The sequence below is a fragment of the Actinoplanes sp. M2I2 genome (assembly GCF_023544445.1).
Classification (GTDB): domain Bacteria; phylum Actinomycetota; class Actinomycetes; order Mycobacteriales; family Micromonosporaceae; genus Actinoplanes.
Map to the genome: position 1 here is coordinate 504,781 of NZ_JALPVJ010000005.1, position 23,592 is coordinate 528,372.

General features: G+C 72.3%; 20 protein-coding genes and 1 pseudogene. 8 read left to right on the forward strand and 13 right to left on the reverse strand.

Features of this window, described 5'->3' with window-relative positions; genetic code table 11:
• Positions 1 to 99 precede the first annotated feature (99 nt).
• Together HJC40_RS13300 and HJC40_RS13305 are read left to right on the forward strand one after the other, a co-directional pair.
• The gene (locus HJC40_RS13300) at positions 100 to 387 is read left to right on the forward strand and encodes a hypothetical protein (RefSeq protein ID WP_250001286.1); all 288 of its coding nucleotides are present in this window, start codon (positions 100 to 102) and stop codon (positions 385 to 387) included.
• Positions 384 to 1,877, forward strand: coding sequence for an alpha/beta hydrolase (locus HJC40_RS13305; protein WP_250001288.1), 1,494 nt, complete (start codon positions 384 to 386; stop codon positions 1,875 to 1,877). The genes HJC40_RS13300 and HJC40_RS13305 overlap by 4 nt, the downstream gene beginning before the upstream one ends.
• Positions 1,878 to 1,939: 62 nt before the next feature.
• On the opposite strand, the gene glmS is transcribed toward HJC40_RS13305, so the two are convergent.
• Positions 1,940 to 3,823, reverse strand: coding sequence for a glutamine--fructose-6-phosphate transaminase (isomerizing) (gene glmS, locus HJC40_RS13310; protein WP_250001289.1), 1,884 nt, complete (start codon positions 3,821 to 3,823; stop codon positions 1,940 to 1,942).
• 171 nt (positions 3,824 to 3,994) lie between these two features.
• Here glmS and HJC40_RS13315 point away from each other — a divergent pair, with 171 nt between their 5' ends.
• Together HJC40_RS13315 and HJC40_RS13320 are read left to right on the forward strand one after the other, a co-directional pair.
• Complete coding sequence (locus HJC40_RS13315; protein WP_250001291.1) at positions 3,995 to 4,894, forward strand: MmpS family transport accessory protein; 900 nt, start codon at positions 3,995 to 3,997, stop codon at positions 4,892 to 4,894.
• 149 nt (positions 4,895 to 5,043) lie between these two features.
• On the forward strand, positions 5,044 to 6,225 hold the full coding sequence (locus HJC40_RS13320) for a pyridoxal phosphate-dependent aminotransferase (RefSeq protein ID WP_284043050.1): 1,182 nt from the start codon (positions 5,044 to 5,046) through the stop codon (positions 6,223 to 6,225).
• Positions 6,226 to 6,354: 129 nt separating this feature from the next.
• Here the strand turns inward: HJC40_RS13320 and glmM are convergent, their stop codons facing one another.
• The 3 genes from glmM to rplM all read right to left on the reverse strand — a co-directional run bounded on the left by glmM (position 6,355) and on the right by rplM (position 8,840).
• Positions 6,355 to 7,704 carry a phosphoglucosamine mutase gene (glmM, locus tag HJC40_RS13325; protein WP_250001292.1) on the reverse strand — a complete coding sequence of 450 codons (1,350 nt, stop codon included), beginning with the start codon at positions 7,702 to 7,704 and terminating at the stop codon, positions 6,355 to 6,357.
• A gap of 144 nt (positions 7,705 to 7,848) precedes the next feature.
• On the reverse strand, positions 7,849 to 8,376 hold the full coding sequence (gene rpsI, locus HJC40_RS13330) for a 30S ribosomal protein S9 (protein WP_284043051.1): 528 nt from the start codon (positions 8,374 to 8,376) through the stop codon (positions 7,849 to 7,851).
• Positions 8,377 to 8,396: 20 nt separating this feature from the next.
• On the reverse strand, positions 8,397 to 8,840 hold the full coding sequence (gene rplM / locus HJC40_RS13335; protein WP_250001294.1) for a 50S ribosomal protein L13: 444 nt from the start codon (positions 8,838 to 8,840) through the stop codon (positions 8,397 to 8,399).
• Between the two features lie 679 nt (positions 8,841 to 9,519).
• Here rplM and HJC40_RS13340 point away from each other — a divergent pair.
• Complete coding sequence (locus tag HJC40_RS13340; protein WP_250001296.1) at positions 9,520 to 10,665, forward strand: uroporphyrinogen-III synthase; 1,146 nt, start codon at positions 9,520 to 9,522, stop codon at positions 10,663 to 10,665.
• On the opposite strand, the gene HJC40_RS13345 is transcribed toward HJC40_RS13340, so the two are convergent.
• The 5 genes from HJC40_RS13345 to HJC40_RS13365 all read right to left on the reverse strand — a co-directional run bounded on the left by HJC40_RS13345 (position 10,654) and on the right by HJC40_RS13365 (position 16,232).
• Positions 10,654 to 11,565, reverse strand: coding sequence for an aminoglycoside phosphotransferase family protein (locus HJC40_RS13345; RefSeq protein ID WP_250001298.1), 912 nt, complete (start codon positions 11,563 to 11,565; stop codon positions 10,654 to 10,656). The two genes, HJC40_RS13340 and HJC40_RS13345, sit on opposite strands and share 12 nt — an antisense overlap.
• Positions 11,566 to 11,862: 297 nt before the next feature.
• On the reverse strand, positions 11,863 to 12,483 hold the full coding sequence (locus HJC40_RS13350; RefSeq protein WP_250001299.1) for an ATP/GTP-binding protein: 621 nt from the start codon (positions 12,481 to 12,483) through the stop codon (positions 11,863 to 11,865).
• Positions 12,464 to 12,826 (reverse strand): DUF742 domain-containing protein, encoded by a 363-nt coding sequence (locus HJC40_RS13355; protein ID WP_250001301.1) that lies wholly within the window; start codon positions 12,824 to 12,826, stop codon positions 12,464 to 12,466. Before HJC40_RS13355 ends, HJC40_RS13350 begins: the two co-directional genes overlap by 20 nt.
• Before the next feature lie 32 nt (positions 12,827 to 12,858).
• Positions 12,859 to 13,266, reverse strand: coding sequence for a roadblock/LC7 domain-containing protein (locus HJC40_RS13360; protein WP_250001302.1), 408 nt, complete (start codon positions 13,264 to 13,266; stop codon positions 12,859 to 12,861).
• Positions 13,263 to 16,232 (reverse strand): nitrate- and nitrite sensing domain-containing protein, encoded by a 2,970-nt coding sequence (locus HJC40_RS13365; RefSeq protein ID WP_250001304.1) that lies wholly within the window; start codon positions 16,230 to 16,232, stop codon positions 13,263 to 13,265. Before HJC40_RS13365 ends, HJC40_RS13360 begins: the two co-directional genes overlap by 4 nt.
• A gap of 459 nt (positions 16,233 to 16,691) precedes the next feature.
• Here HJC40_RS13365 and HJC40_RS13370 point away from each other — a divergent pair, with 459 nt between their 5' ends.
• The 3 genes from HJC40_RS13370 to HJC40_RS13380 all read left to right on the forward strand — a co-directional run bounded on the left by HJC40_RS13370 (position 16,692) and on the right by HJC40_RS13380 (position 19,779).
• Positions 16,692 to 17,807 carry an ABC transporter substrate-binding protein gene (locus HJC40_RS13370; protein WP_284043157.1) on the forward strand — a complete coding sequence of 372 codons (1,116 nt, stop codon included), beginning with the start codon at positions 16,692 to 16,694 and terminating at the stop codon, positions 17,805 to 17,807.
• Complete coding sequence (locus tag HJC40_RS13375) at positions 17,804 to 18,553, forward strand: ABC transporter ATP-binding protein (protein WP_250001307.1); 750 nt, start codon at positions 17,804 to 17,806, stop codon at positions 18,551 to 18,553. Before HJC40_RS13370 ends, HJC40_RS13375 begins: the two co-directional genes overlap by 4 nt.
• A 92-nt stretch (positions 18,554 to 18,645) precedes the next feature.
• Entirely contained in the window at positions 18,646 to 19,779 is a 1,134-nt protein-coding gene (locus HJC40_RS13380; RefSeq protein WP_250001309.1) for a hypothetical protein, read from the forward strand.
• On the opposite strand, the gene thiC is transcribed toward HJC40_RS13380, so the two are convergent.
• From thiC to HJC40_RS13400, 4 genes and pseudogenes are all read right to left on the reverse strand, one after another.
• Positions 19,751 to 21,286, reverse strand: a complete 1,536-nt coding sequence (gene thiC, locus HJC40_RS13385) for a phosphomethylpyrimidine synthase ThiC (protein WP_250001310.1) — start codon at positions 21,284 to 21,286, stop codon at positions 19,751 to 19,753. The genes HJC40_RS13380 and thiC overlap by 29 nt on opposite strands.
• Positions 21,287 to 21,361: 75 nt before the next feature.
• Complete coding sequence (gene thiD, locus HJC40_RS13390) at positions 21,362 to 22,123, reverse strand: bifunctional hydroxymethylpyrimidine kinase/phosphomethylpyrimidine kinase (RefSeq protein ID WP_250001312.1); 762 nt, start codon at positions 22,121 to 22,123, stop codon at positions 21,362 to 21,364.
• Between the two features lie 158 nt (positions 22,124 to 22,281).
• A pseudogene (locus HJC40_RS13395) lies at positions 22,282 to 22,857 on the reverse strand (thiamine phosphate synthase); the annotation flags it as partial.
• Positions 22,851 to 23,591 carry a thiazole synthase gene (locus HJC40_RS13400; protein ID WP_250001315.1) on the reverse strand — a complete coding sequence of 247 codons (741 nt, stop codon included), beginning with the start codon at positions 23,589 to 23,591 and terminating at the stop codon, positions 22,851 to 22,853. The pseudogene HJC40_RS13395 and the gene HJC40_RS13400, both read right to left, overlap by 7 nt.
• Position 23,592 lies beyond the last annotated feature (1 nt).

The following is a 23,592-nucleotide window of genomic DNA, read 5'->3' on the forward strand; positions in this document are numbered from 1 at the left end:
CCTGTGGACGACCACTCACCCCTCGTCCACAGGCCCGGCCACGGCCGGGCCGCACGCCCTAACGTCAGCGCATCCCACGCCGGACCCAGGAGGTTGCCGATGAACCCCGAGCTCGAAGTCGACGCCGAGGCGCTGCGACGCGCGGCCTCAGAGATGGCCGCCACCGGTGACCGGGTGACTGCCGCGGCCGCCGGCGAGCCGCCGGTCCCGCGGACCCCGCGCTGGGCCGCCACCGACGCGGCCCAGCTGGCCGGTGACGCCGCCCGTGGCCTGCTCGCGCTGATCGGCGCCGACGTCGACGAGACGGCCCGCCGCGTCGACGAGGCCGGCGCCGCCTACGAGCTGGCCGACGCCCGCGCCGCCACCCGCCTGCGGCTGAGCCGATGACCACCGCCGTCCACGAGCGCCTGCGCGTCACCGACCCGGCGCGGTGGCGCGAGCTCGCCCTCTCCTGGCGCCGCTGGGCCACGCTGGCCGGTCGGCTGGCCGCCGAGGTCGGGCTCCGGGTCGCCGCCCTGGGCGAGGTCTGGCGAGGCGCGGCGGCCACGGCGGCCGCGCGCCGGCTCGACGAGTCGCGGCGGCGGCTCACCCTGTTCCGGCTGCACTGCTGGGTCGCCGACCAGGTGACCAGTGAGTTCGCTGCGACGCTGACCCGGGCGCGGGCGCTGCTGACCCGCGCTCTCGCCGCCGGGGCGCCCGGTCGCGACGACAACGGCGACTTCTCGGCCGCCCTGCTCGTGGCGGCCCGGGCCGATGCCGAGGCCACCGTGCGACTGGAGCGGCTGACCCGGGCGATCGAGGTCCCGGCCCGGCCGCCCGGTCCCGGCCGGCCCGACTGCGCCACCTCGCCGGCCGGGGTGCGCCGGTGGTGGGACGGGCTCGCCGCCGAGGAGCGCGCCTGGCTGCTGACGACCGAGGCGGTCTGGCTGGCCCGGCTCGACGGGCTGCCGGTGGCCGACCGCGACGTGGCCAACCGCCTGCTGCTCGACGATCGGCGCGCCGAGATCGACCGGGCCGTGGCCGGCGCCACCGGGCGCGAGCGCGACCGGCTGCGCGACGTCCGCGACGGGCTCGCCCGGCTGAGCGACCGGCTGGCCGACGAGAACGGCCCGCGCGCCTATCTGCTCAGCCTCGACACCGGCGCGGAGGGGCGGGCGGTGGTGGCCCTGGGCGACCCCGACCGGTCCGACAAGGTGCTGACCCACGTGCCCGGGATGACCGCCGACCTCGCCTCGTTCGGCGGTGAGCTGGCCCGGGCCGAGCGGGTCGCCGTCCGCGCGGCCGAGCTCACCCCACGGTCGGCCACCAGCGCGATCCTGTGGCTCGACTACGACGCGCCCGACTTCGTCGACGAGGCGGCGAGCGCCCGCCGGGCCGAGGCCGCGGCGCCCGCGCTGCGCCAGTTCCAGGAGGGTCTGCGGGCCGGGCACGAGGGTCCGCCCGCACGGCAGGTCGTGCTCGGCCACAGCTACGGGTCGCTGGTGGTCGGCCAGGCCGCGGCGACGGGGTTCGAGGCCGACGGCGTGGTCTTCGTGGGTTCGCCCGGGGTCGGCGTCGACTCGGCGCGGGAGTTGCGGGTGCCGCCGGGCGACGTGTGGTCGAGCACCTCGCGCGGCGACGTCATCCAGTACGCGGCGGTCGCGCCGGGCGGGCTCGTGCGCGACCTCGTGACGGCCGGCAGCGTGCCGGTGGCCGGTCCGTGGCTCGCCTTCGGGCGGCCCGAGCGCGATCTGTGGTTCGGTCACAACCCGAGCGATCCGGCGTTCGGGGCCCGGGTGTTCGCGAGCGCGCCGGGTGGTGGCCACGTCGGCTACTGGGACAACGGCAGCCCGTCCCTCGACACCCTGGCCGCCATCACGACCGGAGCAGCCCGATGACGGCACCGGCCGCCACCGCACCGAGCCGGTGCGATGACGGCCGGCGGCCGGACAGGCGGGAACTACTCGACGGTGACCGACTTCGCCAGGTTGCGGGGCTGGTCGACGTCGTGGCCCCGGGCCGAGGCGATCTCACAGGCGAGGATCTGCAGCGGCACGGTGGTCATCAGCGGCGCCAGCAGGGTCGGCGTGGCCGGCACCGGGATCAGGTGGTCGGCGTAGGCGGCGACGCTGTCATCGCCCTCCTCGGCGATCACGATGGTGCGGGCGCCACGGGCCCGGACCTCCTGGATGTTCGAGACGACCTTGTCGCGCATGACGCCGCGGCCGGCCGGCGAGGGCACCACGCACACCACCGGGGTGCCCTCGTCGATCAGGGCGATCGGACCGTGCTTGAGCTCACCGGCGGCGAAGCCCTCGGCGTGCATGTAGGCGAGCTCCTTGAGCTTGAGCGCGCCCTCCAGCGCCACCGGATAGCCGACGTGCCGGCCGATGAAGAGCACCGTCGAGGCGGTCTTCAGGTCACGGCCGAGGGCGCGTACTTCCTCCATCGAGCCGAGCAGCCGGCGCAGGCTGTCCGGGGTGGTCTGCAGCTTCTCGACCACGGCCGCGACCTCGTCGGCGTACATGACGCCGCGGATCTGGGCCAGGTGCAGGCCGATGAGATAGCAGGCGACCAGCTGGGTGAGGAACGCCTTGGTCGACGCCACCGCGATCTCGGGGCCGCCGTGGGTGTAGAGCACCGCGTCCGACTCGCGGGGGATCGTCGAGCCGTTGGTGTTGCAGATCGCCAGCACGCGGGCCTTCTGCTCCTTGGCGTGGCGCAGCGCCATCAGCGTGTCCATCGTCTCGCCGGACTGACTGATCACGATCACCAGCGTCGAGCGGTCGAGGATCGGGTCGCGGTAACGGAACTCGCTGGCCAGCTCGACCTCGCACGGGAGGCGCACCCAGTGCTCGATGGCGTACTTGGCGACCATGCCCGCGTTGTAGGACGTGCCGCAGGCGATGATGAAGATCTTGTCGACGTCGCGCAGGTCCTGATCGGTGAGCCGCACCTCGTCGAGGATGATCTCGCCCCGGTCGGAGAGCCGGCCCAGCAGCGTGTCGGCGATGGCCTGCGGCTGCTCGGCGATCTCCTTGAGCATGAAGTAGTCGTAGCCGCCCTTCTCGGCGGCCGAGGCGTCCCAGTCGATGTGGAACTCGGTGCCCTTCTGCACCGAGCCGTCGAAACCGGTGATCTCGATGCCGGCCGGCGTGATCAGGACGACCTGGTCCTGGCCCAGCTCGATCGCCTCACGGGTGTACTCGATGAACGCCGACACGTCGCTGGCCAGGAAGTTCTCACCGTCGCCGCGGCCCACGACCAGCGGCGAGTTGCGGCGGGCGGCCACGACCGCGTCGGGCACCTCGACGTCGATGGCGAGCAGGGTGAAGGCGCCCTCGAGCCGGCGCACCGTCCGGCGCATGCCCTCGGCCAGCAGCTCCGGCCCCTCGGCGTGGCCCGCCTCGCGCAACGCCCGCACCTCGGCGGAGAGCAGGTGGGCGGCGCACTCGGTGTCGGTGTCGCTGGCGAACTCCACCCCGGTCGCCTCGAGCTCGGCCCGCAGGCGGGCGAAGTTCTCGATGATGCCGTTGTGGATGACCGCGACCCGGCCGTCCCGCGAGACGTGCGGGTGCGCATTGCGGTCGGTCGGACCGCCGTGCGTCGCCCAGCGCGTGTGGCCGATGCCGGTGAGCCCACCGGCGATGGCGGGATCCGCGGCCTCGGCGAGAGCCTTCTCCAGATTGGCGAGCTTGCCGGCCTTCTTCTCGGTCAGCAGAACGCCGTCGTCGACGACAGCGACACCGGCGGAGTCGTACCCGCGGTATTCCAGCCGGCGCAGTCCGTCAAGAACGATGCTGAGCGCCGGACGACCGCCGACGTACCCCACGATGCCACACATGGCGGAGACTCTAGCCCACGACCGCTCATCCGTCATGCGCGAGAAGCACCCTTTTGAGCACTCGGTCTGCGCAGAACGGACCGAAAGGCCTACGGCGCCCTCCAACGACTGGCGTCATTGGCGTACCGTCGGCTACCGCGCGACGACAGCGCGCTCGCACCGGGAGACATGGTGAGCAAACAGCCCGACAATCGGCAGCCGGACGGCACCTCTGAGCCGACCGTTCCCGGCCACCCGGCCTCCGGCCCGCCGTATCCGCCGACCTTCGCGCCCGGATACGCGTCGCTGCCCCAGCCGCCGAACCCGGACTATCCGCCGACGGCGGAGTTCCCGGCCACCCCGACGGATCAATTCCCCGAGACGTACGCGCCCTCGCCGCAGTACGGCCCACCGGCGCAGTACGGCCCACCGGCGCAGTACGCCCCGCCACCGCAGTACGCCCCGCCGGGATACGGTCCGCCACCCTTCGGTGCTCCCGGGCATCCTCAGCCGTCCTACCCGGGGCCGTCGGGCCCGCCGCCGCGCAAGAGCAAACTGCCGATCATCGCGGTGATCGTGGCGGTCACGCTCCTGCTCTGTGGCGGCGTCGCGACCGCGGGGGTGCTCATCGCGCGCAACGTGGCCGACCGGGCCGAGCGGGCGGTCGACCAGCTCCCCGACCTGCCGTCGGCCGCGCCGCAGCTGCCCGACCTGCCGACCGACGGGCCCGGCCTGCCCACCGACCTGCCCGACCTGCCCACCGACCTGCCCAGCCTGCCGGCCGCGCCCGGCCTCGACGGTCGGACGATCTCGGTGACGTACGAGGTGAGCGGTGAGGGCCAGGCCTCGCAGATCCTCTACGTGGAGAAGCTCGGCGACGCGCCCAAGCGCCTGCAGAATGTCGATCTGCCGTGGAAGTTCACGACCAAGATGGAGACGCCGGCGCTGGTGTCGGTCGTCGCGATGCGGGTCGGCACGTCGGAGGAGACGATCAGTTGCCGGGCTCTGGTCGACGGCGCCGAGGTGAAGCAGCGCACGTCGAGCGCGAGCACCGTCGCCACGGCCACCTGCACCCACTTCGCCATCGAATAAGCGCATCAAATGAGCACATCGAATGAGCCCCACCGAGGGAGCCCCACCGAGGGAACCCCAGCGAGGGAACCTCAGCGAGGGAGCGCGAGCGGCATGAGCGCGAGCGGGCGATCCGACAGACGAGCGGCCGAGCAGAAGGACTACCGACCTTGACGAGCGACCCGCTGGTCGAACGGATGCGCCCGTTCGGCACAACCATTTTCACGGAGATGTCCGCGCTGGCCACCCGCACCGGCTCGATCAACCTGGGCCAGGGCTTCCCGGACACCGACGGCCCGGCCGAGATGCTGGACGCCGCCGCGCGGGCCCTGCGGGAGGGCGCCAACCAGTACCCGCCGCTCCCCGGCATCCCCGCGCTGCGGGCGGCCGTCGCCGCGCACGAACAGCGCTTCTGGCGGCTCGAGCGCGACCCGGACAGCGAGGTCGTCGTCACCGCCGGGGCGACCGAGGCGATCGCCGCGGCGATCCTCGCCCTGTGCGAGCCCGGCGACGAGGTCGTCACGTTCGAGCCCTACTACGACTCGTACGCCGCCTCGATCACCCTGGCCGGCGCCGTCCGCCGGCCGGTCACGCTGCGTCCGGGCGCCGACGGCCGCTACGGCTTCGACGAGGAGCGGTTGCGTGCGGCGTTCGGCCCGCGCACCCGTCTGGTGCTGCTCAACTCGCCGCACAACCCCACCGGCAAGGTGTTCACGGCGGCCGAGCTGGCCCTGATCGCCGAGCTGTGCCGGGAGCACGACACCTACGCCGTGACCGACGAGGTCTATGAGCACCTGGTCTTCACCGACGCCGCCGAGCCGCACGTGCCGCTCGCGAGCCTGCCGGGCATGCGCGAGCGCACGCTGCGCATCTCGTCGGCCGGCAAGACGTTCTCGTGCACGGGCTGGAAGGTCGGCTGGGCGACCGGGCCCGCGCGGCTGGTGTCCGCGCTGACGAGGGTGAAGCAGTTCCTGACCTTCGTGAACGCCGGCCCGCTGCAGCCGGCCGTGGCCGTCGCGCTCGGGCTCGGCGACGACTACTTCACCGGCTTCCGGGACCAGCTCCAGGCCCGCCGCGACCACCTGACCGCCGGGCTGGTCGAGGCCGGGTTCGCGGTGCAGCCCTCCGAGGGCACGTACTTCGTGACGGCCGACATCACGCCGCTGGGCGGGACCGACGGCATCGAGTTCTGCCGCGAGCTGCCCGGGCGCTGCGGTGTGGTCGCCGTGCCCACGCAGGTCTTCTACGACGACCGGGCCGCGGGGCGCCACCTCATCCGCTTCGCCTTCTGCAAGCGCGAGTCCGTGATCGACGAGGCCGCGCAACGGCTGGCCAAGCTCGACCGCGGCTAGCGAACGGCCCGCGCTGCGAAAGGCCGGCCCCGCGGGACCGGCCGCCATGGAGAACGGGCCAGCTCGGCAGGACCGGCCGGCATGGAGAACGGGCCGGCCCGACAGGACCGGCCCGCGCTGCGAACAGGGTCAGACCGGGCTGGCCGACCGGACCTCTTCGGCGATCCGCTCGGCGACCTCGCGAGCGTGCTCCTCGGTGGCCGCCTCGACCATCACCCGGACGAGAGGCTCGGTGCCCGACGGGCGCAGCAGCACCCGACCGGTCTCGCCCAGCTCGTTCTCGGCCAGCGCCACGGCGGCCTGCACGGCGGGGGCCGCCGCTCCGGCCGCGCGGTCGCCGACCCGGACGTTGATCAGCACCTGCGGCAGCGTGTGCAGCACGGACGCCAGGTCGGCCAGCGACTTGCCGGTCGACGCCAGGTGAGCCATCAGGTGCAGGCCGGTCAGCACGCCGTCGCCGGTGGTGGCGAACGCCGGCATCACGATGTGCCCGCTCTGCTCGCCGCCCAGCGCGAACCCACCCGCGGCCAGCTCCTCCAGCACGTATCGGTCGCCGACCTTGGTCTCGAGCAGTTTGATGCCGGACTGCTTCATGGCGATCCGCAGGCCCAGGTTGCTCATGACGGTCGCGACCAGCGTGTCGTCGGTCAGCGTCCCGGCGTCGCGCATCGCCAGGGCCAGGATCGCCATGATCTGGTCGCCGTCCACGATCTCGCCCGCGGCCGTGACAGCCAGGCAGCGGTCCGCGTCGCCGTCGTGGGCGAGGCCCAGGTCGGCCCCCTCGGCCAGCACGGCGTCCCGCACCTTGTCGAGGTGGGTCGAGCCGCACTCCTCGTTGATGTTCAGGCCGTCCGGGTCGGCGTGGATCGCGATGACCTCGGCTCCGGCCTCCTCGTAGGCGACCGGGGCGACCTCGCTGGCCGCGCCGTTCGCGCAGTCGACCACGACCTTGATGCCGTCGAGCCGGTTCGGGACGGACCCGACCAGGTGCTTCACATAGTGCTCAGCCCCGTCGAGCAGATCGTGCACCCGCCCGATGGCCGCGCCGGTCGGGCGGCCGACCAGCCCGTGCCCGTCCTTGACGGCCTGCTCGATGCGTTCCTCGAGCTCGTCCGGCAGCTTGGAGCCGCCGGCGGCGAAGAGCTTGATCCCGTTGTCGGGCATCGGGTTGTGCGAGGCCGACAGCATCACGCCGAGGTCGGCGTTGGTCTGGCCGACCAGGAAGGCGACCGCGGGGGTGGGCAGCACGCCGACCCGCACCACGTTCGCCCCGGCGCTGGTGAGCCCGGCGACCACGGCCGCCTCGAGCATTTCGCCGCTGGCCCGCGGGTCCCGCCCGACGATGGCCAGGGGCTGATGGCTGCTGTCGCTCTCGACCAGCACGCGCGCTGCCGCGACGGCGACACTGAGTGCCAGTTCCGGGGTGAGATCGCCATTCGCGAGTCCGCGTACGCCGTCGGTGCCGAACAGACGCCCCATAGAGGCTTCCTTTCCCCGGAATCACCCCTGAGGGAGAGGCCAAGCCGGGTGCGTTGAGAAGGGAGGGGAACGCAAAACGGCCGGGCCGGCCCCCTCGAGAAAACCAGGGGGGCGCAACCCGGCCGTGTCAGACTCGGCGCAAAATCAGCGCTTCGAGTACTGCGGAGCCTTGCGGGCCTTCTTGAGACCGTACTTCTTGCTCTCCTTGACGCGGGCGTCGCGGGTGAGGAAGCCGGCCTTCTTGAGGGCGGGACGGTCGTCGGGCTCGTTGGTGATGAGCGCCCGCGCGATGCCGAGGCGCAGCGCGCCGGCCTGACCGGTGATGCCGCCGCCGCGCAGGTTGGCGATGACGTCGAACTGCTCGTCCTTCTCGGCGGTCACGAACGGCTCACGGATGAGCTGCTGGTGCACCTTGCTCGGGAAGTAGGCCTCGAGATCGCGGCCGTTGCAGGTGATCTTGCCGGTGCCGGGGACGAGACGCACCCGGACGATGGCCTCCTTGCGGCGGCCGACGGTCTGGATGGGACGGTCACCGGGACGCGGGGCGCGGACCGGGGCCGGCGCGGGCGTCTCGACGACAACGACCGTCTCAGCGGGCGTCTCGACGACAACGGCCGTCTCAGCGGGCACCTCGACGGTCTCGACGACCTCGGGCTCGATAACGTCGGACATGCTGCTGCCTTCTCCCGCGCTCACTGCGCGATCTGGGTGATTACGAACGGCTGGGGCTGCTGCGCCGCGTGCGGGTGCTCAGCGCCCGGGTAGACCTTCAGCTTCTTGATGATCTGCCGCGCGAGCTTGTTGTGCGGGAGCATGCCCTTGACGGCCAGCTCGATCGCCTTCTCGGGGCGCTTGCTCAGCAGCTCCTCGTAACCGACCTGCTTGAGACCGCCCGGGTAACCCGAGTGGCGGTACGCCACCTTGGTCTGCCGCTTGTTGCCGGTCAGGGCGACCTTGCCGGCATTGATGATCACCACAAAGTCGCCGGTGTCGACATGCGGGGCGAAGGTCGGCTTGTGCTTTCCGCGCAGGAGGGTCGCGGTGTGGGTGGCCAGCCGACCCAGAACGACGTCAGAAGCGTCGATAATGTGCCACTGACGCTCGATCTCACCCGGCTTCGGGCTGTACGTACGCACAGAATTACCTTGTCTTGTCGTCGGTCTGGGGTCGCGCGCTGGTCGCGCCGAACGCGAACATCGAGCCTACCCCCGGGGAGTGGGCTCGCAGCTGTCGCACAACAGCAGGCAACAATACCCGGCTGCGCGGCGCGTGGTCAAAACGTGCTGGTCCAACGTGCGACTCCAACACGGAAAGCGACACGATCGGTGGCCTCGCCCAGCGCGCGGACGCGACCTCCAAGAATAACCGCTTGCAAGCATACCCGCCGCCGCGGGCGCGCCCGACACCGGGACCCGGCGTCACGAAGGTCACAGGTCGATAGCTCTTAGCAGGCTCGAAACAAACGGGACGCAGGGGCGAAATTCCTCACCGGCACGCTTCGGACATGGCCAATGGTGCTGACACCTCGACGACGCGGGCCCGGCGCGGTCCGAGCGGTCGCGGACGACGCACTATGGAAAGGCCACCGTCAGGGTTGAGGACGGACCTGACGGTGACCGCCGGACCGGCTTCCCGGGACGGCGAAGAGGAGTCGTGGCGCGCGCCGGCCGGAGGTATGGCGGAGTACGCAGGCGTGACATGGGAGCGGGTCGACGCTGAGGACGGCGGACTCCGAGCGTGCCCTTCGGTGGACCGGACGGCCGCGCCACGACTTCTGAAAAACGATCGGCTCCCGAGCACGGAGACCCGGTCCGGATGAGCGACCGTACGGGGGGAACGCGCCGGGCGATCATCACGGCGGCCGGTCTGGCCGAGCCGACCGCGTCCCTCTCCGGCTACACGGTGGGCGTCACGGCCGACCGCCGGCGCGATGAGCTGGCCACCCTGCTCGAGAGCCGCGGCGCGCGGGTGGTGCTGGCGCCCGCCCTGCGCATCGTCCCGATCGCCGACGACGCCGAGCTCCGGGCGGCCACCCGGGCCTGCCTGGACACCCCGCCCGACGTCGTGCTGGTCAACACCGGCATCGGCATGCGCGGCTGGCTCGAGGCGGCCGAGGGGTGGGGGCTGGCCGAGCCGCTGCGGGCCGTGCTGGCCCGGGCATACCTGATCGGACGGGGACCCAAGGCACGCGCCGCGATCCGCTCGGCCGGGCTGCACGACCAGTGGTCGCCCGAGGGCGAAGGCTACGAGGAGGTCGTCGACCACCTCCGGGCCCGCGGCGTCGCCGGGCTGACCGTGGCGATGCAGCTGCACGGCGAGAGCCAGCCCGAGTACACCGAGGCGCTCGAACAGGCCGGCGCCCGCGTGATCGAAGTCCCGGTCTACCGCTGGGCCCCGCCCACCGATCCCGCTCCCCTGCACCGCCTGGTCGATCTGATCACCGCCCGCCTGGTGGACGCGGTGACCTTCACCGCCGCCCCGGCCGCGCAGGCCCTGCTGCGCACCGCCGGCCCGGGCGCCGAGGCGGTCCTCGAGGCGCTCCGCCACGACGTCCTGGCCGCCTGCGTGGGCCCGGTCACCGCCGGTCCGCTGCGGCGCCACAACGTTCCGGTCGTCACCCCGGCCCGGGCCCGGCTGAGCTCGCTGGTCCGCACGATCGTCGACGAGCTCCCCCAGCGCGCGGTCTCGCTCGAGGTGGCCGGCCACTCCCTGACGCTGCGCGGGCACGCCGCGATCGTCGACGGCGAGCTGCGGCCTCTGGCCCCCGCGCCGATGGCCGTCCTGCGGGCTCTGGCCGCCGTCCCCGGCCACGTCCTCTCCCGGGCCGCCCTGCTGCACGCCCTGCCTCGCGGCGCCGACGAGCACGCCGTCGAGATGGCCGTCGCCCGCCTGCGGGCGGGCCTCTCGGCCCCGGGAGTGATTCAGACCGTCGTCAAGCGCGGCTATCGTCTACCCGTTTGAGGTACGCCGATCCAGCTTCGCCGTACGCCCGTCGAGCACCTGGCCGAGCCGCTCCTCGAGCCGCCGCCGGGCGAGGTCGTCGCCGATGTCCAGCCCGGCATCGCGCCACGGCTGGACCACCTTCGCGGGGTCCGGCAGGAAGCCGACGATGTCCATGATCTGCCAGTAGCGGCCCTCGTCGGCCGGTCGGCGACAGGCGGCGACGAACCGGGCCGCCGCTTCCGGCCCGTGCAGCATCGCGGTGCCGGTGGCAGCGTGCGCGACGTCCAGGTCGGCCGGCCCCCACGACGTCTCGACCCAGTCGACCACACCACTGACCCGCCCCTGGGACCAGAGCACATTGCCCAGGTGGAAGTCCCGGTGCAGAAAGGTGCCCACGTACGCCGGCGGCGCCTGCTCGAGCACCTCGAACGCCCGCTCCCACAGGCCGGCCTGCCGCGCCCACGGCGGAACCACGCGCTTGCCCGGCGGCGCCCACGATTGATACTCCCGCGGCCGCTCGTCCCCCGCCCCCAGCTCGTGGATGCCGGCCAGGAGCCGCGCGAGGCGCTCCAGCACGTCGTCCGCGGCCGAGGTGAGACACAACCGCCCGGGCAGCCAGGACATCAGGTGGGCCGGCGCTCCGGCGTCCTCCCCGGTCAGATCGACGGCGATGCTCCGGGGCGCGGGGATCGGTGTCGTCTCCAGTCGCTTCTGGACGGTCGCCTCACGCCTCACCAGTTCGGCACCGTGCCGCCGCCACGGCTCCTTGGTCATCAGCCGAAGCACGGCCCGCTCACCATCGTCGGCCGTCACCCGCAGCACAGTGGACGTCCACCCACCGGCGAGCCTGTGCACACCGACGACCCGCCGCCCCCAGACGTCCTCCACCCACCGGACGCCCGCCCTCACAGCACTCACCGCCCCACGCTGACACACGTCACCGCCCCGCTCTCACGGGCCACCGGCCAGAAACGCACACACCGAATCCAGCCGCGACGCACATCGCGCAGTTCGACCGCGGGCCGCGCGGGCCGGCCGCCTTTCGAGCGCAACCACTCACGCAGGTCGCGCGGGTGGGGTGAGCGCCCTGGGCGCGCCAGCGCCCTGCTCACCCCGCCCGCGCCCTCGGCGGGAGCAGCGATCCGCACCCACCACCCCGCTACGACATCTCGCCCTTGATCTTCAAGATGACCCTGCGCACGGCCACCGCGGAAACTATCCGACCGGGGTGGGGTAGCCGCCGCTTTGTTCGGCCACCAGGGTTGCCATCGCGTGTTCCACGACGCCCACCAGCACCTGCTTGACCGAGTCTCGGTGGCGGGCGTCGCACATGACCAGCGGGACGTGCGCCGGGATGGCCAGCGCCTCGCGAACCTCGTCCGGCTCGTAGCGGGGCGCGCCGTCGAAGCAGTTCAGGGCGACCAGGTACGGCAGGTGGCGGTTCTCGAAGTAGTCGAGCGGGGCGAACGCGTCCGCGATGCGACGGGTGTCGACCAGCACGGCCGCACCGACCGCGCCGCGGATCAGCTCGTCCCACATGAACCAGAAGCGGGTCTGTCCGGGGGTGCCGAAGAGGTAGAGGATCAGGTCGTCGGCCATCGTGATGCGGCCGAAGTCCATCGCCACCGTGGTGGTGCCCTTGCCGGGCACCTTGGAGGCGTCGTCGATCCCCTGCCCGGCCGAGGTCATCACGGCCTCGGTGGTCAGTGGCTCGATCTCGGAGACCGCTCCGACCAGCGTCGTCTTGCCCACGCCGAAGCCCCCGGCGATGACAATCTTCGCCGAAGTGATCTCTCTGGGTTGCGCCCCCGCTCGCTCAGAGCTTGCGAAGTCCACTCAACACCCTTTCCAGCAGATCCATCCGCTCCGTGAACCCGGTTTTGGGAGCGGCGCTGTGCAACGACAGCAGCCCATCGGCCACCATGTCCGCGACCAGCACCCGGGCCACACCCAGCGGAAGCCGGGTCAGCGCCGAGAGCTCGGCCAGCGATTGCGCCTTCGCCTCGCACAGCACGGCGATGCGGTATTTGTCGTGCCCGGCGAACCGGGACTCTTGCAGGCCGGCCTGGCTGGCGACCAGGACCGCCTCGATCGGGATGTCCCGACGGGGCTCGGTGCGTCCGCGGGTGACCGCGTACGGGCGTACCAGGTTGCCTCTCGGGTCCTGTGGCTGGCCCATCGCGCGATCACCCCCTTCCGTCGAGCCGGCGACTAATGACTGACTGCTTCGCGAGCCGTCGGCGACAGCGAGGCGCCGACCCGCTCGACCAGCAACGCCATCTCGTAACCGACCTGGCCGACGTCGCAGCTGCGGGCGGCCAGCACGGCCATCGAGGATCCGTCGCTGATAGACATGAGGAATAGGTATCCGCTGTCCATTTCGATGATCGTCTGGTTGACCGCGCCCGCGTTGAACATGCGGGAGGCGCCGTCGGTCAGGCTGACCACGCCGGACGTGATGGCGGCCAACTGGTCGGCCCGGTCGGCGGGCAGATCGCGGGACGACGCCAGCAGCAGCCCGTCGGCGGACACGGCCACGACGTGGGCGATGCCGGCGACGCTGTTGGCGAAGTTGTTGAGCAGCCAGCCCATGTCCTGCATGGTGGGGGGCCTGGTCACCGTCTGTTCTCCTTAGCCTGGGTGGTGGACTCGGCAACGCCGTCCGTCCGTCCACGTTGCACACCCCGGTGGTACGCGGAAAGCAAGCCGCGGACCTCGTCGGGGCTGCGCCTGTTCTGGTTGCGCGGCCCGGGCTGTACGCCGCCGGGCACCAGCTGCGCCTGGGGAACACGTTTGGGGAGGCCGGACCGGGTGGTCCCGGCGTCGGCGGGCTCGGCCGCTGCCATTGCCTTCTGCCACCCCTCGTCGGCTGTCGTCCTCCACTTGTCCTCGGCCGCGGTGCGCGGCTTGGGCAGAGACGGTCCATTGTGACCTGTCGGAGCGGGCGCGGCCACCGGGGGCGCGGCCGGCGGGGCCGGCGGGGCCGGCGCGGGCGGAGCGGGCGGCGGCGAGACCGGCGCCGCCTGCTGGGTCTGGCCCGGCGAACCGTTCGGCGGCGGGGCGTAGCCGGCCGTCGGCATCCCCCACTCCTCCTGGCCCGCGGTCTCATGGTCGCGGAACCAGGCCTGCTGCATCTGCACGAAGATCGGCGATTCGTTGCGCGCCTCGGCCGCCGGGGAGACCGGTGGCGGGGGTACCGGTGGCATCGCGGCTAGCGCGGCTCCCCACGAGTTGCCGGTCGGCGGGGCCGGCGGCGGCGACACGGGCTCGGGCGGCGCCGGCGCGGGCGCGGCACTCAGGCCGTTCATCGTCGGCGCGTTGAAGCCGTTCATCGTGGGCGCGTTGAAGCCGTTCATCGGGGGCGCCGACTGGGTGGCGTCGATCGTCTTGGACACCCGGGTCGGCAGTGGCGGACGGTTCGGCGTCGGCTGCGTCTGGGGGTCGGACGGAGGACGCTGCGACGGGAAGACCGGCAGCTGCGGGTGCGCGCTCTGCGGCTGCGGGGTCGGCTCGTGCCACGGCTCGGGAGCGATGGCCGGCAGCGTCGCGGTGGCCGACCGGCCCGCCCGGGCGTCCCAGCCTCCGCCGTAGGGGGCCGTGCCCAGCTCCTGCGGCCGGGCCGGCGGGTCCACGCGGCGGCTGGGCAGCACGACGATGCTGCTCGGCAGGGTCACCTGGGCGACCGTGCCGCCCTCGATGTTGGCCCGCAGCTCGACGCGGATGCCGTAGCGGGCGGCCAGCCGGCCGACCACGGCCAGACCCATCAGCCGGAAGGCGGCCACGTCGACGCTCGGCGGCTCGGCCAGGCGGCGGTTGAGCTGGTCCATCTGCTCCTCGGACATGCCGAGACCGCGGTCCTCCACCTGGATCACCACGTAGTCGCGGATGCGCCGGCCGTCGGCGACCACGATCGTGTTGGGCGGGGAGAACCGGGTGGCGTTGTCGAGCAGCTCGGCGACCAGACGCACCACGTCGTTGACGGCGAGCGCGGCGATCGAGATGTCGGTGTCGACCGTGCCGAACTCGACGCGGTTGTACAGCTCGACCTCGGACTGGGCGGCGCGCAGCGCGTCGACCAGCAACGCGTCCTCGCGACGCGGGGCGCTGGAGTCGGCGCCGGCCAGCACCAGCAGGTTCTCGTCGTTGCGGCGCATCCGGGTGGCCAGGTGGTCGAGCTCGAAGAGCTGGGCGAGCCTCTTGGGGTCCTCCTCGGTGCGCTCGATCTGGTCGAGCTCGCCGATCATCCGGTCGACCAGCGACTGACTGCGCCGGGCCAGGTTGAGGAACATCGTCGAGACGCTGGTGCGCAGCGCCGCCTGTTCGGCCGCGATGCGGACCGCCTCACGGTGGACCACGTTGAACGCCTGGGCGACCTGGCCGATCTCGTCGCGGTTGGGCAGCTGGATCGGGTCGCGCAGCTGGGTGACGATGTCGTCGGCGCCGCCCTCGCCCAGGTTTCGGGCGTCGCGCAGCCGGGCCACCGCGTCGGGCAGGTCGCGGTTGGCCACCGCGAGCGCGCCCTCGCGCAGGCGGCGCAGCGACAGGTTGAGCGAGCGGGCCAGGATGACCGCGAGGACGATCGCCACGATCAGCACGAGCAGGACCAGCGCCGACTCGATGGCCGCCTGGCGTACGACGGCGTCGCGGTCGGCCGAGGCCTGCTCGACGACGTCGGACTCGAGCACCCCCTCGGCCCAGCGCATCAGGTCGACCACGGCGCCGAAGGAATCGGTGATCTCGGTGGGCTGGACAGCACCGGCGGCGCCGCCCCGGGCGAGCCGGGTGGCCACGCCGTCGGCCAGGTTGACCGCGTCGCCGCTGACCACGTTGTCCACCAGGGAACGCTGGGCCGGGTCGGCGACCAGGGAGAAGGCGAGCAGCGCCTCCTGCTGGCTGGTCTGGGTAGCGATGAAGGCGGTGCGCTGCTCGGGGCTGAGGTCGCCGGTGACCCGGGCGGCGTAGGAGACTGCCTCCTGCTCGGCGGTGCCGGCCTTGGCCCGCGCGAACGCCGCGATCGCGCGGAGCCGGTCGGCCACGTCGCTGTCGCCCGCGTACTGGCTGAGGGCCTCGCCGTAGGCGACCAGGTCGGTGATCACCACGCTGTAGCGGGACACGGCCTCGGCGACGGCGATGCCGTTCCGGTCGCCGACCGCGGTGCGGGTGGCGTCCATGGTGTTCAGGTGGTCGTCGATCCGGACGAGCCGGTCGCGGACGGCGCCCGGCGGGTCCTCGATGTCGGCCCGGTGGGCCCGGTAGACCTGGATCTGCGCGTCGCTGGCGCCCACGGCGGCCTGGTAGGCGGCCGGCTTGACCTTCGGGTTGCCGAGGTAGGCGGCGGCTTCCATGCGCTCGATGTGCAGCAGCTGGGTGAGCCCCGAGACGTCGGTCTCCAGCTTGGTCAGTTCCTCGACCGTGCCGGCCTCGGCGGCGCGCTGTCCGACGTCGACCAGGCGCGTGGCGGCCAGCGCGACGACGGCGACGAGCGGGACGACCAGGATCAGGGCGAGCTTCGCGCGGATGCGGGCGTCGCGCAGGCGGGGAAAGACACCACGGCGTGTCACCTGGGTCGAGGATCCGGTGCTCACGACTTCTCCTCCGCGGTCTTCCCCATGGTTCGTCGCCCGCAGAACGTCGCGCGGCCCGGGAATTTCATCAGAGCGGACATCCCTTTGGGAAGTCTGGAAACACCCGGAAACGAACTTCGTGTCCGACTGCAAGCAGTTCCGGCAGCTCCACTTTCGACAGGCGGCGGGCTTTGACGTGCACGAATATGCCTACCGCGACATTCCGTGATGACCCGGTCACGGCCTACCTCCAAGATTTCAACCAGTATGTGAGACAAGCGTCTCGTTCCATCGATAGGGCCCTGCTTGACCAGGGACCTTCACGTTGGCAAGGTTTGGCGCGATCGAACGGACACGCTGTCCGTGTCGTCGTGCCCTCCGGCGGACCACGATGCTGCCGGCGCCCCCGCCTTCCCCGCCCCTCTAGGAGGCACCGCAGTGCGGCTCCCCCGCATCACCGCGGCCACCGCCGTGGCATCGATGCTTCTCGCCGGCGCGGCCGGCTGCAGTTCGGACGACGACGCTCCCGACGGCGGCGACACCGTGGTGGTCGCGGCCGATCTCAACAACGCCTCAGCGGTCGACCTCGCTTACGCCCGCGCCCTGCAGCTGCGGATCGAGCAGATCAACAACTCGGGGCAGCTGGGCGAGCGCAAGCTCGAGCTGCGCACCCAGGACAACCGCAACGATCCGACGGTGTCGCTGCGCAACATCAGCACGTTCGGCGACGACCCGGCTGTCGCCGCGGTGATCGGCGGCATCTGCGACTCGTGCGTGGTCGGCGCGGCCAAGACGATCAACGACAAGCGGCTCCCGACGATCTCGCTGGCCGCCTCGGACGAGGTCGTCAACCCGGTGGCCGAACGGCAGTACATCTTCAAGCTGGGCCCGAACTCGGCCGACAGCGCGGCCACCCTGGTCAACGAGTTCACCCGGACGGGCATCAAGAAGATCGCGGTACTGCACACCAACGACCTGTACGGCCGGGGCGCCAACGCCGCGCTCACCGACGCCCGGGGGTCCGGCATCACGGCGACGGCGACCCGCGCGGTCAAGACGGCCGCCAGCGACATCACCCAGGCGGTCGGAGCCCTGACCGACACCGACCCGCAGGCGCTGGTCGTCCTGACCCCGCCCGACCTGGCCCAGCAGGCCGCCACCGACGCCCGGGCGGCGGGTTTCCGGGGCAGTATCTACTTCGACTCGGCCGCCGCGAGCGATCTGTTCATCCCGCGCGCCGCCGTCCGCGCCACGGACAACGCGACGATGGTGTTCACCCAGATCCTGGCGATCGACGACGTGATCGCGACGACGCCCGCGAAGTCCTCGCGCAAGCAGTGGTTCCGTGACTACACGTCCCGCTACGGCAGCTACTCGGGCGTGGCCTCGTTCGCCGCCGACGCCGTCGACCTGATCGCCGACGCGGTGGCCCGGGTCGGCGCCGACCGTCCGGCCATCCGCGAGATCATCGAGACGTCCCAGGTGGACGGTCTCTCCGGGCCGATCCGGCTCACCCCCGACAACCACTCGGGTCTGATGCCCCAGGCGCTCACCCTGCTGGTCGCGCGCAGCGGCCGCTGGCGGCTCGCGTCATGATCCGCGTCGAGCAGCTGTCCCGGACCTTCACCGGGCGCTCGGGCACGGTCGAGGCTCTGCGCGACGTCAGCCTCGAGGTCGGCGACGGCGAGTTCGTGGCCGTGGTGGGACGGTCCGGCTGCGGCAAGTCGACGCTGCTGCGGCTGATCGCCGGGCTGCTGCCACCGACCGCCGGCCGCGTCGACGTGGGCGGCGAACAGGTCGTGAAGCCGCGGCGCGACGTGTCGATGATGTTCCAGCGCCCGGCACTTCTGCCGTGGCGCACGGTGCTCGACAACGTGCTGCTGCCCGTGCAGATCTTCGGCTGGCGCAAGGCGCAGTACCTCGACCGGGCGCACGAGTTGCTGGCCGTGACCGGCCTGACCGGCTTCGAGAAGCGGCTGCCGCACGAGCTCTCCGGTGGCATGCAGCAGCGGGTGGCCCTGTGCCGCGCGCTGATCGGACGCCCTCAGGTGATGCTGATGGACGAGCCGTTCTCGGCGCTCGACCCGCTGATCCGCGAGGAGCTGTCGGGCGAGTTGCAGCGCATCCACATGGAACAGGAAGCGACCACCGTCTTCGTCACCCACTCCATCGACGAGGCGGTCCTGCTGGCCGACCGGGTGGTCGTGCTCAGCCCGCGGCCGGGCCGGGTGCGCGAGATCGTCGACGTGCGCATCCCGCGCCCGCGAACGCTGGGCCGTACGGCGCATTCCGACGAGGTGGCACGGTGCAGCGCGCTGCTGCACGATCTTTTGATGGCCTGAACCATTACTCTTCGTATATTTATCTAAGCGGGCTTTTAAGAATGGACCCCCGCTGTTGAGCGTGTAGGCGAGGAAACCGTAACGTGCCGGGCATGGCATTTCGCACCTGGGCGAAGTTGGTGGGGACCGCATTCGGCGCCGCGGCGCTGGTCGGGGCCGGTCAGCTGGGCCTGGCCTACGGGCTGGGCGTGCTCACCTTCTCCCGTGTCGTCGAGGTCACCGACCGTGATGTCTGGACGGCTCAACTGGCCTGGGTCTCCTGGTTCGCGATGACCGCGGCGGCGGCCGGCGGGCTGGCCGGGCGGGCCCACCTGACCTCCCGCTCGGGCGCCGGCAGCAGGCTGATCGGCGGGATCGCGGCGGGCCTGGGCGCGGCCACGACCGTCCCGCTCACCATGCACCCCGCCCGCAGCGCCGAGATCGCCGGCGTGAACGCGGTGTTCGTGATCGGGGCGTGTGCGGTGCTGGGCGCGTCGGCCGGCATCTTCGCCGCGTGGGCCGCCCTCGGCCGCAACGCCGCCCGGTGGAACCTGGTCACGGTGGGCGCCGCGGTCTGGCTGCTCGCGCTCGTCTCGGTGGCGCCTTCGCTGCGGTCGGGTGAGCAACTTCCCACCGTACGGCTGGGTGTGCTCGACGCCGGTTTCGTGCCGGACGACCTCGTCGAGCGCGGGTCGCTGTTCACGATGCCGGCGCTCGCGCTGATCTGCGGCCTGCTGGTCGGGTTGGCCGCCCGCCGCCACCAGATGTCCACAGTGGCCGTCGCGCTGGCCGGTCTGCCCGGTCCGGCGTTGCTGGCGCTCGCCTACCTGATCGCCGGTCCCGGCTCGGGTCGCCTGCAGGAGCTGCCGTACTGGGCCGCGACCACCGCGGTCGGCGCGGGCGTGCTCGGCTCGGTGCTCGCGGCCGTGCTGAGCCGCGGCCCGGCGACCGACCGGCCCCGCCCGGCCGCCAGGCCCACCTCCGAGCGACCGCCGCTGCCGCAACGCGACGCCCAGCCCGAGTCGGCGATCGCCCAGGCCGCCACCCGCTCCGGCGCGCCGCTGCCGGGCGCCGGCGCGGCCCAGGCGATCACCGGCCGCGCGGCGGTGCCGGCCCGGGCCTCCGTCGCCGCCCGAGCCGCCGTCGCCGCCCAGCGCCCGGACGAGGAGCTCCGCCCGTCGGACACCGGTGTCATCACGATGCCGCCGTTCAACGGCTTCAGTCCGCCGCAGAACCCCCAGCGCTGAGCGGCACGTAGACCTTGCCCCCGCCGGCCTGGAACTCGGCCGACTTCTGACCCATGCCCTGCGCCTTGAGCTCGTGGCTGATCTTCATGGAGCAGAACTTCGGCCCGCACATCGAGCAGAAATGCGCCGTCTTCGCGGGTTCGGCCGGCAGCGTCTGGTCGTGGTAGGCGCGAGCCGTCCCCGGGTCCAGGGCCAGCTCGAACTGGTCCTCCCAGCGGAACTCGAAACGGGCCTTGGACAGCGCGTCGTCCCACGCCTGCGCGCCTGGGTGGCCCTTGGCCAGGTCGGCCGCGTGGGCCGCGATCTTGTAGGCGATCATCCCGGCCTTCACGTCGTCCTTGTCGGGCAGCCCCAGGTGCTCCTTCGGGGTCACGTAGCAGAGCATCGCGGTGCCGAACATGCCGATCATCGCCGCGCCGATCGCCGAGGTGATGTGGTCGTACGCCGGGGCGATGTCGGTGGTCAGCGGCCCGAGCGTGTAGAACGGCGCCCCGCCGCACAACTCGACCTGCAGGTCCACGTTCTCCTTGATCTTGTGCATGGGCACGTGGCCCGGCCCCTCGACCATGACCTGCACGTCGTGCTCCCAGGCCACGTGGGTCAGCTCCCCCAGCGTCCGCAGCTCGGCGAACTGGGCCTCGTCGTTGGCATCGGCGATCGAGCCGGGCCGCAGACCGTCCCCGAGCGAGAAGGTGATGTCGTACTCGGCGAAGATCTCGCACAGCTCGGCGAAGTGCGTGTAGAGGAAGTTCTCCTCGTGGTGGGCCAGGCACCAGGCCGCCATGATGGACCCGCCGCGCGAGACGATCCCGGTGACCCGGTCGGCCGCCAGCGGCACGTGGGGCAGCAGCACACCGGCGTGGATCGTCATGTAGTCGACGCCCTGCTCGGCCTGCTCCAGGATCGTCTCCCGGAACAGCGGCCAGGTCAGCTTCACCGGGTCGCCCTTGACCTTCTCCAGCGCCTGATAGATCGGTACGGTCCCGATCGGCACGGGTGAGTTGCGGACGATCGCCTCGCGGGTCTCGTGGATGCGCGGCCCGGTCGACAGGTCCATCACCGTGTCGGCCCCCCATCGCGTGGCCCAGGTCAGCTTCTCGACCTCCTCGGCCACCGACGAGGTCACCGCCGACGTGCCGATGTTCGCGTTGACCTTCACCAGGAACCGCGAGCCGATGATCATCGGCTCGGACTCCGGATGCGCGCGGTTGACCGGCAGCACCGCCCGTCCGGCCGCGATCTCGGAGCGCACCAGCTCGACCGGCACGTTCTCGCGGACCGCCACGAACTCCATCTCGGGCGTCACCACGCCGGCCCGCGCCGAGGCGAGCTGGGTGCGGCCGGTCGCCCACGACCCGCGCAGCGGGGGCAGCCCGACCTCCGGGTCGCTGCCCGGCCCCGAGGTGTCGTAGAGCCGCACCGGATCGTTGCCGCCGCTGAGCTCGACCGAAGTGAACGGCACGCGGATGTCGGGCCGCGGTCCCTGGACGTACGTCTTGCGCCTCATTCTTTTCCTCCCCTATCGGTACAAAACAGGCAGCACAAGGGCGCACGCAATCCCGATGTCACCCTTGCCGACTACCTAAGAAGCGAAGTGGTTCAACGGCCCCGGCCCCGCGCCCAGCCGCCAGCCGCGCCCCCCGGCGAGCGCCGCGGTCACATACCGCTTGGCGTTCCGGACAGCCAGCGGCACCGGATCACCGGCGGCCAGCCGCACCGCGATCGCCGACGAGAACGTGCAGCCCGACCCGTGATTGTTGGCGGTCGCCACCGGCTCGCCCCGCAACGTCTCGGTCACCCCGTCATGGCGCAGCACGTCGATCGCCAGCTCGCTGCCGGTCACCACGACGGCCCGCGCGCCCTGCCCGGTCAGGTGCTCCGCCGCGACGGCCATCTCCTCGGCCGTCTCGACCGGCCGGCCGACGAGGGCGCCGGCCTCCGCCCGGTTCGGGGTCAGCACACACGGGTACGCGACCAGGGGCGCAACCGAGGCGGTCTCGGCCAACCGGGCCCCCGAAGTGGCCACGAGCACCGGATCGACGACCAGGTTGGGCAGCCGGCCGGCCCGGTCCCGGAGCAGCTCGGCCACCGCCGGGTCGCCGATCATGCCGACCTTGACCGCGGCGACCGGGAAGTCGTCGAGCACGGCGTCCAGCTGCGCCGCCACGACGTCGATCGGGATCGGGTGGATCGCGGTGACGCCCAGCGTGTTCTGCGCCGTCACCGCGGTGATGACCGAGACGCCGTACGCCCCGAGCGCGGCGAAGGTCTTGAGGTCGGCCTGAATGCCCGCGCCTCCCCCGGAGTCCGACCCGGCGATCGTCAGCACCACCGGCGGCGTCATCCGGGCCTCCCCGGCCGACGGTCCGCCGTGCCTGTGGACAACTCCGGCTGTTTTCCAGCGCGACCCGATAGGCTCCCCACCCTGGGTGGGGCGGCGGCGACCGCAACAACATCAACAGCGGCGGAAGCCTCGGACAACTCGGCCGCGGTCCGATCCGGAGCAGCAACTGCGGCGGCGAAAGCTTCCGACAGCTCGGCCGCGGTCCGTTCCGGGTCGGCCGATCGCATGACCGCGCCGAGCACAGCAACCCCGGCCGCCCCCACCGCCGCACATTCCGCCGCCCGGTCCGCCGAGTCGACCCCGCCGAGCGCGAGCCACGGCACCCCACCGGCCAGCCCGGCCGCCCGCGCCGGTCCGAGCGCCGGCCCGTACCCCGGCTTGGTTCGGGTCGGCCAGATCGGCGACAACGTCACATAGTCCTCTCCGGACAGAGCCGGCGCCCCATGAACGGACCGCCCGATCAGCCCCACGTCGCCCGCCGGCATCGGGTCGGCCGCGGCCAGGTGCACCGCGTCGCCGCCGAGCGGGTCCGGCCCGGCCACGATCAACCGCCCGGGCGGCACGACCTCCCGCAGTGACTCCGCGAGCGCGGCCCGCTCGGCGTACGGGAGGTCTCTCTCCCGCAGAACGACCCAGGACGCGCCGCCGCCGACCGCCGCCCGCACCACCGGCAGCAGCGGCCCGGCGGCGATCCGCCGATCGGTGAGCACGACGAGCCCGCCCGGCGTCACCATTGCGCCCGGCCCTCGTCCGATGTGGAGGCCAGAGCGTGGAAGCGCCGCGGGATGCGTCCGGCCGTGAACGCGAGCCGTCCGGCCACCACCGCGTGCCGCATCGCCGTCGCCATCGCCGCCGGGTCGTCGGACCGGGTGATCGCGCTCGCGATCAGCACCGCGTCGCAGCCCAGCTCCATCGCGAGCGCCGCGTCCGAGGCGGTGCCGATGCCCGCGTCCAGCACCACCGGCACGTCGACGCTCTGCCGGATCAGCCGGATGTGGTGCGGGTTCGAGATGCCCAGCCCCGAGCCGATGGGCGACCCGGCCGGCATGACCGCGGCACAGCCCACATCGGCGAGACGGCGGGCCAGGATCGGGTCGTCGCTCGTGTAGGGCAGCACCGTGAACCCGTCGCCGACCAGCGTCTCGGCCGCCCGCAGGAGCTCGATCCCGTCGGGCAGCAGGGTCCGCTCGTCGCCGATCACCTCGAGCTTGACCAGGTCGGTCTCGAAGGCGTCGCGGGCCAGCCGGGCGGTCTTGACCGCGTCGCCGGCCGTGTAGCAGCCGGCCGTGTTGGGCAGCACCCGTACGCCGAGCCGGTCGAGCATCGGCAGCAGTCCCGGCCCGGCCGCGTCGACCCGGCGCAGCGCCACGGTGACCAGGTCGGTCCCGGACGCGACGATCGCCTCCTCCAGCGCGGCCAGGCTGTTGGCACCGCCGGTGCCGAGGATCAGCCGTGACTTCTCGAACATC